The organism is Pseudomethylobacillus aquaticus (assembly GCF_003730115.1).
Taxonomy (GTDB): domain Bacteria; phylum Pseudomonadota; class Gammaproteobacteria; order Burkholderiales; family Methylophilaceae; genus Pseudomethylobacillus; species Pseudomethylobacillus aquaticus.
Genome location: NZ_RJVP01000001.1, coordinates 470,563 through 486,458, shown reverse-complemented (window position 1 = coordinate 486,458; position 15,896 = coordinate 470,563). Strand labels below are relative to the sequence as shown.

Below are 15,896 nucleotides of genomic sequence, written 5' to 3'. Positions count from 1 at the left end.
CATCCCGATTATGCGTGCCTTTATGCAAATGCACAATTACAGGCGCGGCTTCCAGGCCCCTGGAATGCCGCGCCGTCAGGGCTTAAGCCAGGTCCTGGCTGGTCAGGTAGTCTTCATAGTTGCCACGGAAGTCGATGATGCCATCAGCGCGGATCTCGATGATGCGGGTGGCGATGGAGCTGACGAACTCGCGGTCATGGCTGACGAAGAACAAGGTGCCTTTGTACTTGTCCAGTGCCGTGTTCAGTGATTCGATGGATTCCATGTCCATGTGGTTGGTCGGTTCATCCATGAGCAGCACATTGGTGCGGGCCAGCATCAGCTTGCCGAACAGCATGCGGCCTTTTTCACCACCGGACAGCACCTTGACGGATTTCTTGGTGTCCTCGCCCGAGAACAGCAAGCGGCCCAGCATGCTGCGCACGGACTGGTCGTCATCGCCTTCCTGGGTGAACTGCGACATCCAGTCGAACAGGTTCTCGCCATTGGCGAACTCGTACTCGTGGTCCTGTGCAAAATAGCCCAGCGTGGCCTTTTCCGCCCATTTCACTTCGCCATGGTTGGCTTGCAGATCACGCGCCAGGCAGCGCAGGAAGGTGGTCTTGCCGATGCCGTTCTCACCGATGATGGCGACTTTTTCGCCTGCTTCAAAGATCAGGTCCACGTCATTGAACAGCGGGCGGTCGAAGCCATGGCTCAGTTTCTTCAGCTCCACAGCGTTGCGGTGCAGCTTTTCACGCTCGTCATATTCAAAGCGGATGAAGGGATACTGGCGGCTGGACGGCTTGAATTCCTCGATCTTGATCTTGTCGATCTGCTTGGCGCGACTGGTCGCCTGCTTGGCTTTGGAGGCATTGGCCGAGAAGCGGCGTACGAATTCCTGCAAGTCGGCGATCTGCTGCTTGGCCTTGGCGTTGTCCTTGGCTTGCTGGGCGCGTGCCTGCGCCGAGGCTTCCATGTAATCGTCGTAGTTGCCGGGGTACACGGTCAGCTTCGCGTAGTCCATATCTGCCGTGTGCGTGCACACCTGATTCAGGAAATGCCGGTCATGCGAGATGATGATCATGGTGCAGTCGCGGTTGTTCAGCACGTCTTCCAGCCAGCGGATGGTGTTGATGTCCAGGTTGTTGGTCGGTTCATCCAGCAGCAGGATGTCCGGGTTGGCGAACAGCGCCTGTACCAGCAGCACACGCAGCTTCCAGCCCGGCGCTACCGCGCTCATCGGGCCGTCATGCTGTTCGATGGGGATGCCCACACCCAGCAGCAGCTCACCTGCCCGCGCTTCGGCGGTGTAGCCATCGTATTCGGCGAACACGCCTTCCAGCTCGGCGGCGCGCATGTAGTCGTCTTCGGTGGCGTCCGGATTCATGTAGATGGCGTTCTTCTCTACATTGGCGCTCCACATCTGCTCATGGCCCATCATCACCACATCGATGACGCGCTGGTCTTCATAAGCGAACTGGTCCTGTTTCAGGAAGGCCATGCGCTCGTTGTTGTCGATGGTGATGTTGCCGGCACTCGGCTCCAGCACCCCGGCCAGGATCTTCATGTAGGTGGATTTGCCGCAGCCGTTCGCGCCGATCAGGCCGTAACGGTTGCCGTCGCCGAACTTGACCGAGACGTTCTCGAACAAGGGTTTGGCGCCGAATTGCATGGTGATGTTGTTGCTGATTAACATTCAGTGTTCCTGGTTAAGGCGCTCATCCATGGTCTAGGCCTGGCTAAGCGCAGGCGACGATGGCGGACGCGCCGCATCATTTCGGGTATTGAATCTAGAGTTTGTCTCTAAACAGGTGTTTAAAACGTGTTCTGGATGACCACTTCGTCCATAGGCAGCTGACCGCCACGTGGCCAGGCTTCCTTTAGGCCTTTGCCTACCACCACGAACATGCTGGGCGTATGGTCAGCCGGCAGGTTCAGCAGCTTGCCCACGGCGTCGAAATCGAAACCGTCCATGGGGCAGGTGTCGTAGCCCATCTCCTTGGCTGCCAGCATCAGCGTCATGGCGGCCATGCCGCAGGAACGCATGCCTTCATCGCGCTGCGCCTGCTCATTGCCCTGGTAATACTGGCCGATGGCCGGCACCAGGTAATCCTGCACGGCTTGAGGCGCGTCTTTCCAATAGCGGCCGGGCTGTTTTTCCCAAGCCTTGAGGTCCGCGACCAGGACGATTAGCAGGGAAGCATCGGTGACCTGTGCCTGATTCCAGCTCACTGCACGGATCTGCTGGCGCAGCACCGGGTCCTGCACCACCACGAAGCGCCAGTTCTGGATGTTGAACGCGGTGGGTGACAGCATGGCGAGCGACATCAGCTGATCGATCTCGGCCTGACTCATGCGGTGTGCTGCGTCATAAGCCTTGATCGAGCGGCGGGTTTCAATTGCGGTACGAACGTCCATCTTAATCCTTAACGTATATCAATGATCTCTAATTGCAGATTGCCTGCCGGGCGCGGCCACAGCACGCTGTCACCGAGCTTGTGGCCTAACAATGCTTTGGCCAGTGGTGACACCCAGCTTACCTTGCCAGCCGCGATATCGGCCTCGTCTTCCCCGACGATCTGAAACTGCTGCAGCGCGCCAGTCTCGTCTTCGGCCTCCACCGTGCAGCCGAAACGCACCGTGTCCAGCGCGCTGCCAGGCTCTACCGGGATGGCGGATTCCAGCCTGGCGACCAGATAACGCAAGTCGCGTTCCACACGTGCCAGCGTTTGCTGCACCACCGGGTCTTCCTTGCGCGGCGCCAGTTGCACACGCTGCTGTTCCAGCAGATTCGCCTGCTCCTGCAACTGCTGCAGCCCGGTAGGGGTGACGTAATTGGGAAACGGGCTTAGCGGGCGTTCCGGCAGGTCGGTGCCGGCATGCTCCAGATCGTCTTCCTTGACGAAACCGCGGCTCATGCTAATAACCCTGATCTATTGCGTTTGAGCATACTCGAAAACGCCAAGGGTGTTGTCCGACCGGGGTTCGAATCCCCGTGGGTACGCCAAACAATCTTAGTAAATGAGCTGCCGGCATCAGTTGGCGCTTCTTCCGGGTCGCATCCATCGACGTTGTCGATGGAACCTGCTACCCCTGCAGAAGCTTTACTCCCATTCGATCGTTGCGGGCGGCTTGCCGGAGATGTCATAGACTACTCTATTGATACCGCGCACCTCGTTGATGATGCGGTTGGACACCTTGCCCAGCAGCTCGTACGGCAGTTCCGCCCAGTGTGCGGTCATGAAATCGCTGGTCACCACGGCGCGCAGTGCCACCACGTAGTCGTAGGTGCGGCCATCGCCCATCACGCCTACCGATTTCACCGGCAGGAACACCGCGAACGCTTGCGAGGTCTTGTCATACCAGCCGGAGGCGCGCAGCTCTTCGATGAAGATGGCATCGGCACGGCGCAGCAGGTCGGCGTACTCTTTTTTCACTTCACCCAGGATACGCACCCCCAGGCCAGGGCCGGGGAAGGGGTGACGGTAGACCATGGCGTGCGGCAGGCCGAGCGCGACACCCAGCTCGCGTACTTCGTCCTTGAACAGCTCGCGCAGCGGTTCCAGCAGCTTGAGTTTAAGGGTATCCGGCAGGCCACCCACATTGTGGTGGCTCTTGATGGTGTGGGCTTTTTTGGTCTTGGCACCGGCCGATTCGATCACATCCGGGTAGATGGTGCCTTGTGCCAGCCACTTGGCTTGCGGCAGTTTTGCGGATTCGGTCTGGAACACTTCCACGAACTCGCGGCCGATGATCTTGCGCTTGGCCTCCGGGTCGGTCACCCCGGCCAGGTCACCCAGGAACTTGGCGCTGGCATCCACGTGGATGACCTTCACGCCCAGGTTGTTGGCAAAGGTCTCCATCACCTGTTCTGCCTCGTTGAGACGCAGCAGGCCGTTGTCCACGAACACACAGGTCAGCTGGTCGCCAATGGCGCGGTGGATCAGTGCGGCAGCGACGGAAGAATCCACGCCACCGGACAGGCCCAAAATCACCTGATCACTGCCGACTTCATCGCGGATGCGCTTGACCGCTGTTTCCACATAATCCGGCATGTTCCAGCTTTGGTCACAGCCGCAGATGTCGTGCACGAAGCGCCCAAGAATGGCTTTTCCCTGTTTGGTGTGCGTCACTTCCGGGTGGAACTGCACTGCGTAGAAGCGGCGCACTTCATCGGCCATGCCGGCCAGCGGGGTGGAGCTGTTGCTGGCGATGGCCTTGAAGCCGGGCGGGATCTCGGTGACCTTGTCGCCATGGCTCATCCATACGTCCAGCAGGCCGTGGCCTTGCTCGTTGCTGCGGTCCTGAATATCCTTGAACAGCGCAGAATGGCCATGTGCGCGGATCTCGGCATAGCCGAATTCACGCTTGGCGGCATTCTCGACCTTGCCGCCCAGTTGTGCTGCCATGGTCTGCATGCCGTAACAGATGCCCAGCACTGGCACGCCCAGTTCAAAGACTGCTTGTGGCGCACGTGGCGTCTCATCTTCATACACCGAGTTCGGGCCGCCAGACAGGATGACACCAGCCGGGGCGAAGTCACGAATGAAGTCATCGCTGACATCCCAGGAATGCAACTCGCAGTAGACATTGGCTTCGCGCACGCGGCGTGCGATGAGCTGGGTGTATTGGGAACCGAAATCGAGAATGAGGATTTTTTGCGTCATGACAGAAGGATAGGGCGCCAGAAGGTAGATAGTAGAAAACAGGCTGGCCACTCAGCTGGCACAGCACATGGTTTAGTATTGCGTTACAGATCAATAAGTATAAAAATCAATCGGATAGATAGTACTCAACCGTAGACACCACGCGCACTTTTTTGATATGCGCAGTGCTGGAGTCGCGGTTCTCGATGCTGAAGGTGCCCTGGTTGGCGCGCTTGATCTTGCCCAGGCTGCTGTCCGAGTCCTTGGCGAACTTGGTGGCGGCCTCGCGTGCGTTCTTGGTGGCTTCTTCTATCATCGCCGGTTTGATGTCGTTGAGTTTGCTGTACATGAACTGGGTGCTGTAGGCATCCCCCGCGATGGCGATGCCCTGTTTGCCCAGGTCGGCCAGCTTGGTCATGGTGTCGCGTACCGCTTCCACCTTGCTGCTGTACACGGTGATGGTGGAGGTGGCGGTGTAGCGGTAGGCCGAAGCCGAGCCATCGTTGTATTCGCGCGCCTGCTTGTCCACCACGGCCGGAGCCGAGCTGCTGATCTCCTTGTCCTCGAAGCCGTTGGCCTTGAGGAAGGCGATCACGTTGGCGTTCTTGTCCTGCAATACGAGGTACAGATTGCCCAGGTCGTTGTCGGCCACGTTATAGCTGATCGGCCAGATGGCGATATCGGCGGTGACTTCGCGCTCGGAAAGGCCCTTGACCTCCACCGAGCGCTCCAGCAGCTTGATATCCACGATGCTCTGGGCGATCTGATAGCCCAGCAAGGTCAAGCCGATCAGCAGCAAGCCGCCCAGCACGGCCGCGGTAGGCACGGCACTCAAGGTGGCGCGGGCTGGTGGTTGATCGGTCATGACATCTCCTGGCATCACTCAACGTGATAGTTAGGTGCTTCCTTGGTGATCTGCACATCATGCACATGCGATTCACGCATGCCCGCCGAGGTGATCTGCACGAACTCGGCACGCTCACGCATCTGCTCGATGGTGCTGCAACCCACATAACCCATGGAGGCGCGCAGGCCACCCATCAGTTGGTGGATCACCGCCAGCACGCTGCCTTTGTAAGGCACGCGGCCTTCGATGCCTTCCGGCACCAGCTTGTCGGCGTTGCCTTCGTTGTCCTGGAAGTAACGGTCGCTGGAACCCTTTTGCATGGCGCCCACCGAGCCCATGCCACGGTAGGATTTGTAGGAGCGACCCTGGAACAGTTCGATCTCGCCTGGTGCTTCTTCGGTGCCGGCGAACATGCCGCCCAGCATCACCGAGTAGGCGCCAGCGGCAATGGCCTTGGAGATGTCGCCGGAGTAACGGATGCCGCCATCAGCGATGAACGGCACACCGCTGCCACGCAGGGCTTCTTCCACATTGGCCACCGCGCTGATCTGCGGCACGCCCACACCCGCGACGATACGCGTGGTGCAGATGGAGCCAGGGCCGATACCGACCTTGACGCCGTCAGCACCGGCATCCACCAGTGCTTTTGCGGCTGCTGCTGTAGCGATGTTGCCGCCTATGACTTCCACGTGCGGGAAATGCTTTTTCACCCAGTTCACACGATCCAGCACGCCTTGCGAGTGACCGTGCGCGGTATCCACCACGATCACGTCCACACCGGCTTCTGCCAGTGCGGCGACGCGTTCTTCGGTACCTTCGCCCACACCCACGGCGGCGCCTACACGCAGGCGGCCCTTGCTGTCCTTGCACGCCAGTGGGTGGTCGCTGGATTTCTGGATGTCTTTCACGGTGATCAGGCCTTTGAGATCAAAGGCTTCGTTGACCACCAGCACGCGCTCCAGACGGTGCTTGTGCAGCAGGTGCATGGCTTCTTCGCGGCTGGTGCCTTCACGCACGGTGACCAGACGCTCGCGCGGGGTCATGATGTTGCTGATGGCTTGATCCAGGTTGGTCTCAAAGCGCAGGTCACGGTTGGTGACGATGCCGACCACTTTGCTGCCATCCACGACGGGCAGACCGGAGATCTTGTACTGACGGGTGAGGGTGAGCACGTCGCGCACGGTCATGTGTGGCTGTATGGTGACCGGGTCGTTGACCACGCCGGATTCGAAACGCTTGACGCGCGAGACGTGGGAAGCCTGCACTGCCGCGGTCATGTTTTTGTGGATGATGCCAATGCCACCTTCCTGCGCCAGTGCGATCGCCAGTGGCGCTTCGGTGACGGTGTCCATGGCCGCAGAGACCAATGGAATGTTCAGGTGGATGTTGCGCGTCAGTTGCGTGGCAAGGCTGACTTCGCGTGGCAGGACGTTGGAATGAGCGGGAACCAGCAGAACATCATCGAATGTGAGTGCTTGTTGCAGCAGACGCATGGAATACCTTTCCGGCAAAAGGCAATTATACCGACAAGCCGGGTGTCGGTAAATCTGTGCATGCGGATGATGTGCTTGAAGTTTATGCCGCCAAAGCCGTCTGCGCCGCCAGGCGGCTTGCGTATCCAGGCCGCCAGCGCAACCAGGCGCGCCGCTGTTTACTCTGTGCCAGCCTCACCGCCGCCTTTTTTCATCACCTTGCCCTCGGCGGCACGCTGACGGCGCACTTCCTTGGGGTCGGCGATCAGGGGACGGTAGATCTCCACGCGGTCGTGCGCGCGCAGCACGGTATCCAGCTTGGTGAGCTTGCCGAAGATGCCGATCTTGTTCACATTGAGGTCGATGTCCGGGAATTTTTCCAGGATGCCAGATAGGCGCACGGCGGCTTCGGCGGTGGTGTCCGGCGCCACCAGCACGGGAATGATGAGCTGCTCGCTGGGCAGCGCGTAGGCGACTTCCACGGTGATACGGTCAGGCATAAGGCTTCTCGCGGCAGATGGGGCGGGGCATGTCAGGTATAGAGTTGGTCAGCGCGCGTCACGAAAGAATCTACAAAGGTGTTGGCGATGTGGCTGAACACCGGCGCAATGATCTTCTCCAGGAAGCCGTTGGAGAACTCGTAATTGAGGCGGAACTCGATCTTGCAGGCTTCTGTACCCAGCGGGATAAAGTGCCATACGCCTTCCAGATGACGGAACGGGCCGTCCTTGAGCTTGATGTCCATGCGGCTGGGGAAGGTCTTGGCGTTCTGCGTGGTGAAATGCTGTTTGATGCCGTGATAGGCGATGTGCAGCGTGGCCGTGGTGGTCTGCTCGGAGCGCTCAAGCAGATCCACACCGCCGCACCAGGGCAGAAACTCCGGGTAGCGCTGCACGTCATCCACCAGCGTGTACATACGCTCTGCGGAGTGGCCGACCAGCACGCTTTTTTCAACCTGCGCCATTGCAACAATTCAACTAGAGTAAAATAACGATTTTAGCCGATTCCGTCGCGCTTAAGTCTTTGACCTTGAGAGTCTGTGAGCTTGAGACATGTTGCCGGGACGGCGCAGGCAACCGCAGCGCACGCGCGGACACAGGTAAAATGAATTCATGAGCATCGCCCAGAACAAAAAAGCCTTTTACGACTACTTCATTGAAGAGAAGTACGAAGCGGGCATCGTGCTGGAAGGCTGGGAAGTCAAAGCCATCCGCGATAACCGCATCAACCTCAAGGAAGCCTACGTCATCATCCAGCGTGGCGAGATCTATTTGATCGGCTGCCACGTCACGCCGTTAGGCTCCGCCTCCACGCATGTGCGCCCGGACGCCATCCGCACGCGCAAACTGCTGCTGCATTCGGAAGAGATCGCCAAGCTTATCGGCAAGGTCGAGCGCGCCGGGTATACGCTGGTGCCACTGGATATGCACTATGTGCGCGGCCGCATCAAGATCCAGATCGGCCTCGCCAAGGGCAAGAAGCAGTACGACAAACGCGACACCGAGAAAGAGCGTGACTGGGAACGCGAAAAAGGCCGCATCATGCGTGCCCACAACAAGTGAGTGCAGGAAATCGCCGGGTACGCCGTCAAACCGGCGTATAATCACGGACCGACCGCAACTTGTACGCACAAGTGCAGTCGTAAAACAGTAATACACATTGGGGCCGACCAGGTTTCGACGTGGGTTGCAAAGCAGTGCAGGGCATACCGAGGCCTAGTCACCTCGTAAATAAACTAGAAAAAGTATAGTCGCAAACGACGAAACTTACGCTTTAGCCGCTTAATCCCGGCTGAACGCTGCACCGAAGAGCCTCTCGGTCGGGCGGGGTAAAACCCGCAGCAGCGTCATATAGAGAGGATCGTGTTGTATCGGGTCACTTGATACACCATTAAATCCAAGGTGACTCGCCTGCTGTTTGCTTGCTCGTTGGTGTGCATCAGGTTAAATCAAACAACACAGCTAAGTATGTAGAACTGTCTGTGGAGGGCTTGCGGACGGGGGTTCGATTCCCCCCGGCTCCACCAAACAAACAAAAGGCCACCTTCGGGTGGCCTTTTGTTTGTTTGAAAGGCCTGGTTGGATGAGAACTCCCGTTGGGGTTCGACTAGCCGACCACTGGTCGGCTGGACGTGCGTAAGCACGGTCTTGAGCGTAGCGAAAGATGGCAGGATCGCCCTTAGGCGAGACTGACACATTCCCCCCGGCTCCACCAAACAAACAAAAGAGGTCACCCTTGTGGTGACCTGTTTTGTTTTATGCGTGCCGCTGAGCGTATCGAACCCACGGGACGGGGGGTGAGCAGCGGTTTCGAGTCGCATGCGACGAGCCTGCGAACGACAGTGCGCATGCAGGCGCACTGGCTGGCCAGGATGGCCGATTTCCCCAATCAAGAAGCTCCAATGTAGATGAGAACTCCCGTTGGGGTTCGCCCGGCCGACCACAATCAACTCCAGCTAGGTCGAATACCGGCCAACAAGAGCACTAATCGCTAATTTGTTATAGTCCCGTCATGACTCCAGACCAAACCCCGGCACGCAAACCCATCCCCATGCCTAGCAAGAACGGCCTGGCCATCCTCCTGGCCGCGCTGGCCATGCTGGGGCCGTTCTCGGTGGATACCTACCTGCCCGCGTTCCCCAACATCGAGTTGTCGCTGGGCGCGGATCTGGTGGGTGTGCAGCAGACGCTGACGGCGTACATGTTCTCGTTTGCGGTGATGATCCTGTGGCATGGTGCGCTGTCGGATGAGATGGGACGGCGCAGCATCATCCTGATCTCGCTGGCGGTGTTTGCGATTGGCACGCTGGGTTGTGCAGCTTCGCACAGCATCGAGTATCTGTGGGCGTTCCGCGTGATGCAGGGCGTGTCGGCCGGGGCCGGGGTGGTGGTGGGGCGCGCCATCATCCGCGATCTGTATGCAGATGCGGCTGCAGCGCGCTTACTGTCGCTGGTGACCATGATCTTTGCCATCGCGCCCGCCGTGGCGCCCATCTTTGGTGGCTGGATCGTCAAGGCCTACGACTGGCGAGTGATTTTCCTGTCGCTGTTCGTCTACAGCGTGCTGTTGTTCTGGGTTTGCTACCGCAAGTTGCCGGAGACCTTGCCGCCCGAGCAGCGCACGCCGTTCAACCCGCATTTTCTATGGCAGAGTTACCGGCAGGTGTTCCGCTCGCTGCCGTTCCAGCTCAAGGCCGGGGCCATCGCCTTCAACTTTGCCGGGCTGTTTTTGTATGTGGCGGCGGCGCCCGTGTTCATCACGCGTCATCTTGGGCTGGGGCCGGACCAGTTCGCCTGGCAGTTCGTGCCAGCGGTGGCGGGCATCTTTCTGGGTGCGCTGAGTGCGAACCGGATGGCAGGCCGGGTGGCCATCTCCAGGCTGATGCTGATGGGCTACACGCTGTTGATAGGCGCGGCGCTGGCAAACGTGGTGTACCACTTGTTTATGCCGCCTGCGGTGCCCTGGTCGGTGTTGCCGCTGTTCTTTTACACCTTCGGCATGTCCTTGGTGGCGCCTACGCTGACCTTGCTGGTGATGGACCTGTTCCCACATATCCGTGGCACGGTGGCCTCCTGCCAGTCGTTCACACAGACCATGCTGGGCGCAGCCATGTCGGGCATCGCCGCGCCGTTCCTGGTGCACTCGGTGTTGTGGCTGGCGCTGGGGCAACTCGCGTTTGCCAGTATCGGCCTGTGTTTATGGCTGGGTGGGCGTTACTACCATGACCATCATGTGCTGCCGCCCAAAACGGTGAATGCCTGGGAGACGGTGGAGTAGGGCGCAGCGCAAAAGATGCCGTCCTGGCTTAACGTTGCCTGCCCAATATTGCTAGGCTCAGCGCTGGCAGCTCAGCCGACGGGTTCCGGGTCTGTGCTGCCAAGGCGGCTGCGCACGAAGTCGATATGGCCTTTCAGGCCGTACAGCATGTCGCCGAATGAAGGCGGGATCTTGATCTTGTTCACCGACTGCTCGATGTGGTCCAGCTTTTTTACCAGATGCGCGCGCGTTTCCTTGCTCATGTTGACGCTGAGCGTCTCGCGCTCGATCTCCAGCAACACTTTGTACCAGGGGTAGATGCGCGACTGGAAGCGCCAGCGGTAGATGATGGGCGCGATCTTGAGCGTGGGGATCAGCAACAGGAAGATGGGCACCAGCAGCGCCAGCACGCGGTTGATCAGGCTGGCCAGCCAGAACGGAAAAGTGCGGTACAGAAAGCTCTTGCCCGAGGCGTAGTAACGCGTGGCGTCCGGGCTGATACGGATGTCGTGCTCCAGGATGGTGGGGAATTCGCCATTCTTGCGAAACAGGCCAGCCGAGCCGTGCACTTCACGTGCCGCTTCCAGCAGCAAATCGGACAGCGCCGGGTGCAGATCGTCCTGGGCCACCAGTTCCACGGTGGGCGCCACCAGGTACAGGTCGTTGACCGGGATGTTCTTGCCCAGGTCCAGCGAGCCCTGCGGCAGCACCAGCTTGTTCAGGTACTTCACGCGGCGCGTATAGCCGTCGGCCTGGGTGAAGTTGAAGATGTTGATGCCTGGCGATTGCACCAGCTTGCGCATCAGGTCCACCGAAGCAGAGTCACCCATCACGAACAGTGCATCGATCTCCCCACGCATCAGCGCATCCACGCCTTCGGCCGGGCTTTCATTGAGCAGGCGGGTATTGTCGCTGTCTATGTCATTCTCTTTGAGCAGTGTCATGGCCAGGTTGTGCGTGCCGCTGCCGACCTGACCCACAGAAAGGCGTGCACCGCGGAAGTCCGACAACAGGCGTCGCCCTTCACCGCGATAGAACACGAACAGCGGCTGATAGGAGATGCTGCCTAGCGACATCAGTTTGCTGGTATCCACCTTGTTTTCATCCGGGCCTTGCGTGTCACCGCCCTGCACGAACGCCACGTCGATCTTGCTACCTTTGGCAGTGAGTTTGTTGAGGTTGTCGGTGGAGCCTTCCGACGGCACGATGGTGAGCTTGACGCCTTCCTTGGCGAGGATGGCCTTGTATTTCTCGGCATTCTTGCTGAACGAGCTGCCTTCCGGGCCGCTGGCGATGGTGAGGCTGGTGGGCGCGGCAGCGTTGATGAAGCTGAATACCAGCACGCAGATCACCAGGCCGCAGCCTGCAATGACGATCAGGCTATGGATGAAGCTGCGACCGTACAGGTCGGTGAGGCGGGCAAAACTGCTGGCGATCATTTGTTTCAAAGTCATGGGCGGGTTCCTGTGGCGTAGCGGCCATCAGCATCATGGCCGGCATTGGCGATCCAAACATTCACGGTGTTCAAGGTTCAAATTCGTGCAGCGCGATGCCGGCAAAGCCGGGCCAGGCGCTCCACAGCGTTTCCAGTTCCGGTAACAGCGCCAACAGTGCGCTGCGCTTGCCGGCGAAGGTGGTGGCGCTGCCGGGCACTGGCGTTTCATGCGAGAAACGGAACGGCTGCAGGCCAGCTTGAGCGGGCTTTACCGTCACCGGCTCAGTCAGTTGCAGCAGCACCTGCTGTGCTCCCAGCGTGACCATCAGCGCTGTGCCGGTCTGCCAGGGGCGGTAATGGCGCTGCACTTCGTCCGGGATAGGCCCGGATTCCAGGCCTATGCGCACCTGCCGGCCATGGTGCGCGGCCCATTCCAGGAATGGCTGCGCCAGCTGCTTGATCTGCGCAGCCTGGGTGCGGTAGTTCATCACACTGACCACGTCTACCACGGGCGCCAGCCTGTCGAGCAGCGTGCCTTGCGGGGTGTCCTGCGTGGCCCACCAGAACGGGATGGCAATATCCACCGGCATGTCAGCCACCTGTTTCAGTTGCGTGAGCGTGCTGATGTACGCCTCATGCCAGGCTGCCGGGTCCAGTGCATAGCCAGGGTTGAGGTAGGGCTCGATGTCGAACTGCACGCCAGCCAGCTGTGCATCCGCAGCAACGGCGCGATTGTACTGCCGGTAAGCGGCAGGCAGACGCGCGAATGCTGCGCGCTGATCAGCTATCACGGCACCTGGGTCACCCACCACCGCCCATACCTTGACCGCTTGCTGGCGGGCCAGCTTCACAAAGGCGGCTAGCGTGTCGGGCTGCGCAACCAGCCCGCTGTCCAGATCGACTGGCACGGTGATGAACACGCTATCGGCACCGGCCTTGTTCAACTTGTTCAGCAGAACATGCGGCTCATCCATCCAGGCGGCCGGTTGCCATACCCATAGGCTTCTCCCGGCTGGCTTGGCAGGCCTGGCGGGCAGGATGCGCAAGTCTTGTAGCTCTAGGGTGGCGGCCTGCACCGGGCAAGCGATGGTGAACGATTGCACGCTGCCCGTATCCAGTGGCTGGGTGGGCATGGGCATGGATATGCTAGGCGTGTGCCCGGCGATAGCCAAGGCGGCTAGTGACTGACGGGCGGGCAGTGCGCCCAGCGTCAGCGGGTCACCGCGTTGCTGGCGCGGGCTGTCCGAGATGCCGATCTCGAACCCGGCGCTGGCGCGGTACTGCGCACGGAGTTGCATGGCCACTTGACCGGGCAGGCCACGGTAAGGCAGTTGCAACACCACGCCCGCCGGGCTGTGGCCGGCCTGGCAACTGAGTTGCAGTTGACCGTTATGCTGGCTGACGCTGACCCGCTCTTCATGCCCGAACGCTACTGCCTTCACCTGCAGCAGCAAGGCCACGTCCAGTGGCAGCTGGCTGGGGTCGGATGCCGTTTCGGGTGCAGCGACTTCGCTGGCTGCAAAACGCTCTGCGCTTTGTTGGCCGGTCAGGGAAAACCCCTGCTGGATAGCCTTGGCGAGGCCGGGCGACAGTAAACGGCCATCGCTGACCTGGCTGGCCGGGACGGGCAGCTGCACGGTGTTGCATGGCGGTGGCGTGTCACTCAGCACCAGCGCACGCTTGCTGCCCGAGGTGGAAGCATAGCTGGCCAGCAGCTGCGCACCCGGAGGCAGCGTATTGGCATCGCACAGGCTGAGCCAGGTTGCCGAAGCGGGTTCAGTCATCAGCAAACCCAGCAGGCTGACAGTGCACAGGGCCAGTTGCCTGGCCCGCCTCATGGTCGGCTTCCAAACGGCACATTCGCATACGGCCGGCTACCGTCACGCACCAGCGTCAGCGTGGCGTCATCAGTGAGTTTGTCGATAACGAGTCGTGCGCCTTGTTGAGTGTAGCTGACGCCAGACGGGCTGGCTGTCACCGCGCGGTAGCCCATGGGCAGATCCAGACTCAGGCCGTCCACGGGCACGGGCACACTCAGTTGCAGCACCAGTTGCTGGCCGTTGGGCAGGATATCCACACCGATGCGGTCGCGCGCCTGCCAGAAACGGCCATAGTCACCCAGCGTGCCGAACCAGGCGGTGGGGCGTAGCGCCTCTACCAGGCCGCGTTCGAACTCCAGCTTGTGACCAGTGATGTCGGTATGGATCAACACCATGAACAGACCGCCATAACGTGCCAGCCGTTCCGCCAGCCTGAGCGCTTCAGGTAAACGGCTGCCCAGAGGCGGCGCGGATTCGTCCTCGATGGTGACCGGAAACTCATACACGGCGCTGGGCGCGGCGGTTTCGCGGCTGTAGGTAAGACGGAAGGGCAGATGGGTCAGCGAGTTGTTGGCGGTGACCGAGGAACTGAACTGATAGCCGGTGGCCTGCAGCGCTTGTGGCAATACATACGGGTTACGCAAGTGACCGGGACGGAAGCTGTTGATCTGGTAATCCGGCAGGAAGTGCTCCAGCAGGAAGCGACTGACGCGCAGCTCGCCGAGGATGGTGGCCTCCTCGGTTTTTTCCTTGTCGCGCACCAATGGCCGGTAGGCCGGGTATTGCTCGTCCCCGCTGCCCAGCGGCAGGCGGTGGAAATCCATGGCATGCGCCACGCTGTGGCTGCCGATCTCCATACCGGCCGCGCGCAGTTTGCGCAGCGGCTCCAGGCCTTGTTCATTGAAGAACACCTGATCGTTCCAGTCGCGCACGTATTTCGTCTGGATGAAGTAGGTGGCCTTGATGCCCACCGAAGTCTCGTAGTCGGCATAGGCGTTGGCGTTGGCCAGCGAGGTGGTGTAGTCCACATCGTGACTGATCACCACCGCCAGTGATTTGCCCTGCGGCACCGGGTTGAGCGTCACGGCATGAGGTTCGCCCTGACGGTAGATGTCCTGCAACAGGCGCAGCACCACATCCAGCGCGGGTTCATAACGGTTCACATAGCTGCGCGCCACGCCTTGCTCACGGTTGTTGTAGCCGGTGAGCAGCATGAAGCCGATATCCACACCAAAGGCATAAGCATGACCGCTGCCTAGGCTGCGCGCGGTGATGGCGGCACTGCCATCCTCGAAACTGGCTAGCGGTGCCTGCGCGCCCAGATAGCCCAGGCTGCCGGCGGCATCGGCACCCGAGGCGGTGTTGGAGAAGGGCACGGTGCGTTCCAGCGCATCATCGAATTGCTGCGCACGCAGGTGGCTGGCATCCAGCGTGAAGGCCTGGCGTGTGCGTGCCGGTGCGATGTCGGTAAAGCCGAAGGTGGCGGCCATACCACCGCCTTCCACGTTCACGCCGATCAGCGTGCCGCCTTTTTCCGGGAAGCGGATCAGCGCCTGCAGCGCTTCGGCAGGCAGCACACGCCCGGAGATGGTGGGGTAGACCAGCACCACGCGGTGACGCAGCGCTTCCTTGTAATCACGTGTGATACGCAGCGGCACGCCCATGCTGCGCAGGCCGTGCACCAGCCCCAGCCAGGCGGAATCCGGGTCGGTGAGCAGGATGGCCAGACGCGACTGGCTGCCCTGATCATGGTCTTTCCAGATGGCAGGTGCGGGTGGTGGCAGCACGGTCTTGTGGCTGGGCCCGACCACGCCATTGAAAACGTAGACCGGGCTGAGCGGCGATCTGTCTTGCCACAGCCACCAGCCCAGACCAAGGGCGATCAACAAGGCCAGCAGCAAGTAGCGGCGTAGGGTCATGCCTGGCACCTTCCACAGA

13 protein-coding genes and 1 other RNA gene are annotated in these 15,896 nt (G+C 60.4%); 3 read left to right on the top strand and 11 right to left on the bottom strand.

Features of this window, described 5'->3' with window-relative positions; genetic code table 11:
- Positions 1-82: 82 nt before the first annotated feature.
- From ED236_RS02255 to ED236_RS02220, 8 genes are all read right to left on the bottom strand, one after another.
- A complete protein-coding gene (locus ED236_RS02255) occupies positions 83-1,678 on the bottom strand; it encodes an ABC-F family ATPase (protein WP_123236299.1) in 1,596 nt (531 codons plus the stop codon).
- A gap of 119 nt (positions 1,679-1,797) precedes the next feature.
- Positions 1,798-2,400, bottom strand: coding sequence for a nitroreductase family protein (locus ED236_RS02250; RefSeq protein ID WP_123236298.1), 603 nt, complete (start codon positions 2,398-2,400; stop codon positions 1,798-1,800).
- An 8-nt stretch (positions 2,401-2,408) separates the two neighbouring features.
- Entirely contained in the window at positions 2,409-2,900 is a 492-nt protein-coding gene (locus tag ED236_RS02245) for a GreA/GreB family elongation factor (RefSeq protein WP_123236297.1), read from the bottom strand.
- Between the two features lie 186 nt (positions 2,901-3,086).
- Positions 3,087-4,649 carry a glutamine-hydrolyzing GMP synthase gene (gene guaA, locus ED236_RS02240; protein WP_123236296.1) on the bottom strand — a complete coding sequence of 521 codons (1,563 nt, stop codon included), beginning with the start codon at positions 4,647-4,649 and terminating at the stop codon, positions 3,087-3,089.
- A 106-nt stretch (positions 4,650-4,755) separates the two neighbouring features.
- Positions 4,756-5,493, bottom strand: a complete 738-nt coding sequence (locus ED236_RS02235; RefSeq protein WP_123236295.1) for an SIMPL domain-containing protein — start codon at positions 5,491-5,493, stop codon at positions 4,756-4,758.
- Between the two features lie 14 nt (positions 5,494-5,507).
- Positions 5,508-6,968, bottom strand: a complete 1,461-nt coding sequence (gene guaB / locus ED236_RS02230) for an IMP dehydrogenase (protein ID WP_123236294.1) — start codon at positions 6,966-6,968, stop codon at positions 5,508-5,510.
- 158 nt (positions 6,969-7,126) lie between these two features.
- Positions 7,127-7,447, bottom strand: coding sequence for an RnfH family protein (locus tag ED236_RS02225; RefSeq protein WP_123236293.1), 321 nt, complete (start codon positions 7,445-7,447; stop codon positions 7,127-7,129).
- 32 nt (positions 7,448-7,479) lie between these two features.
- Entirely contained in the window at positions 7,480-7,911 is a 432-nt protein-coding gene (locus ED236_RS02220) for a type II toxin-antitoxin system RatA family toxin (protein ID WP_123236292.1), read from the bottom strand.
- Between the two features lie 148 nt (positions 7,912-8,059).
- Between ED236_RS02220 and smpB the strand changes: the two genes are divergently transcribed.
- The 3 genes from smpB (at position 8,060) to ED236_RS02205 (ending at position 10,724) form a co-directional block, all read left to right on the top strand.
- Positions 8,060-8,509, top strand: coding sequence for an SsrA-binding protein SmpB (gene smpB, locus ED236_RS02215; RefSeq protein WP_123236291.1), 450 nt, complete (start codon positions 8,060-8,062; stop codon positions 8,507-8,509).
- A gap of 99 nt (positions 8,510-8,608) precedes the next feature.
- Positions 8,609-8,973: a transfer-messenger RNA gene (gene ssrA, locus ED236_RS02210) on the top strand.
- A gap of 485 nt (positions 8,974-9,458) precedes the next feature.
- Positions 9,459-10,724: a multidrug effflux MFS transporter gene (locus ED236_RS02205; RefSeq protein WP_193726050.1), complete on the top strand. Its 1,266-nt coding sequence runs from the start codon at positions 9,459-9,461 to the stop codon at positions 10,722-10,724.
- 71 nt (positions 10,725-10,795) lie between these two features.
- Here the strand turns inward: ED236_RS02205 and ED236_RS02200 are convergent, their stop codons facing one another.
- From ED236_RS02200 to ED236_RS02190, 3 genes are all read right to left on the bottom strand, one after another.
- Positions 10,796-12,157: a TAXI family TRAP transporter solute-binding subunit gene (locus ED236_RS02200; protein WP_123236289.1), complete on the bottom strand. Its 1,362-nt coding sequence runs from the start codon at positions 12,155-12,157 to the stop codon at positions 10,796-10,798.
- A gap of 70 nt (positions 12,158-12,227) precedes the next feature.
- On the bottom strand, positions 12,228-13,976 hold the full coding sequence (locus ED236_RS02195) for a hypothetical protein (RefSeq protein ID WP_123236288.1): 1,749 nt from the start codon (positions 13,974-13,976) through the stop codon (positions 12,228-12,230).
- A complete protein-coding gene (locus tag ED236_RS02190) occupies positions 13,973-15,877 on the bottom strand; it encodes a polysaccharide deacetylase family protein (RefSeq protein ID WP_123236287.1) in 1,905 nt (634 codons plus the stop codon). Before ED236_RS02190 ends, ED236_RS02195 begins: the two co-directional genes overlap by 4 nt.
- Positions 15,878-15,896 lie beyond the last annotated feature (19 nt).

What these genes read in the sequence shown, in the direction of transcription:
- ED236_RS02255 (WP_123236299.1), bottom strand. Translation starts at nt 1,678, where the DNA reads ATGTTAATCAGCAACAACATCACCATGCAATTCGGCGCCAAACCCTTG.
- ED236_RS02250 (WP_123236298.1), bottom strand. Translation starts at nt 2,400, where the DNA reads ATGGACGTTCGTACCGCAATTGAAACCCGCCGCTCGATCAAGGCTTAT.
- ED236_RS02245 (WP_123236297.1), bottom strand. Translation starts at nt 2,900, where the DNA reads ATGAGCCGCGGTTTCGTCAAGGAAGACGATCTGGAGCATGCCGGCACC.
- guaA (WP_123236296.1), bottom strand. Translation starts at nt 4,649, where the DNA reads ATGACGCAAAAAATCCTCATTCTCGATTTCGGTTCCCAATACACCCAG.
- ED236_RS02235 (WP_123236295.1), bottom strand. Translation starts at nt 5,493, where the DNA reads ATGACCGATCAACCACCAGCCCGCGCCACCTTGAGTGCCGTGCCTACC.
- guaB (WP_123236294.1), bottom strand. Translation starts at nt 6,968, where the DNA reads ATGCGTCTGCTGCAACAAGCACTCACATTCGATGATGTTCTGCTGGTT.
- ED236_RS02225 (WP_123236293.1), bottom strand. Translation starts at nt 7,447, where the DNA reads ATGCCTGACCGTATCACCGTGGAAGTCGCCTACGCGCTGCCCAGCGAG.
- ED236_RS02220 (WP_123236292.1), bottom strand. Translation starts at nt 7,911, where the DNA reads ATGGCGCAGGTTGAAAAAAGCGTGCTGGTCGGCCACTCCGCAGAGCGT.
- smpB (WP_123236291.1), top strand. Translation starts at nt 8,060, where the DNA reads ATGAGCATCGCCCAGAACAAAAAAGCCTTTTACGACTACTTCATTGAA.
- ED236_RS02205 (WP_193726050.1), top strand. Translation starts at nt 9,459, where the DNA reads ATGACTCCAGACCAAACCCCGGCACGCAAACCCATCCCCATGCCTAGC.
- ED236_RS02200 (WP_123236289.1), bottom strand. Translation starts at nt 12,157, where the DNA reads ATGACTTTGAAACAAATGATCGCCAGCAGTTTTGCCCGCCTCACCGAC.
- ED236_RS02195 (WP_123236288.1), bottom strand. Translation starts at nt 13,976, where the DNA reads ATGAGGCGGGCCAGGCAACTGGCCCTGTGCACTGTCAGCCTGCTGGGT.
- ED236_RS02190 (WP_123236287.1), bottom strand. Translation starts at nt 15,877, where the DNA reads ATGACCCTACGCCGCTACTTGCTGCTGGCCTTGTTGATCGCCCTTGGT.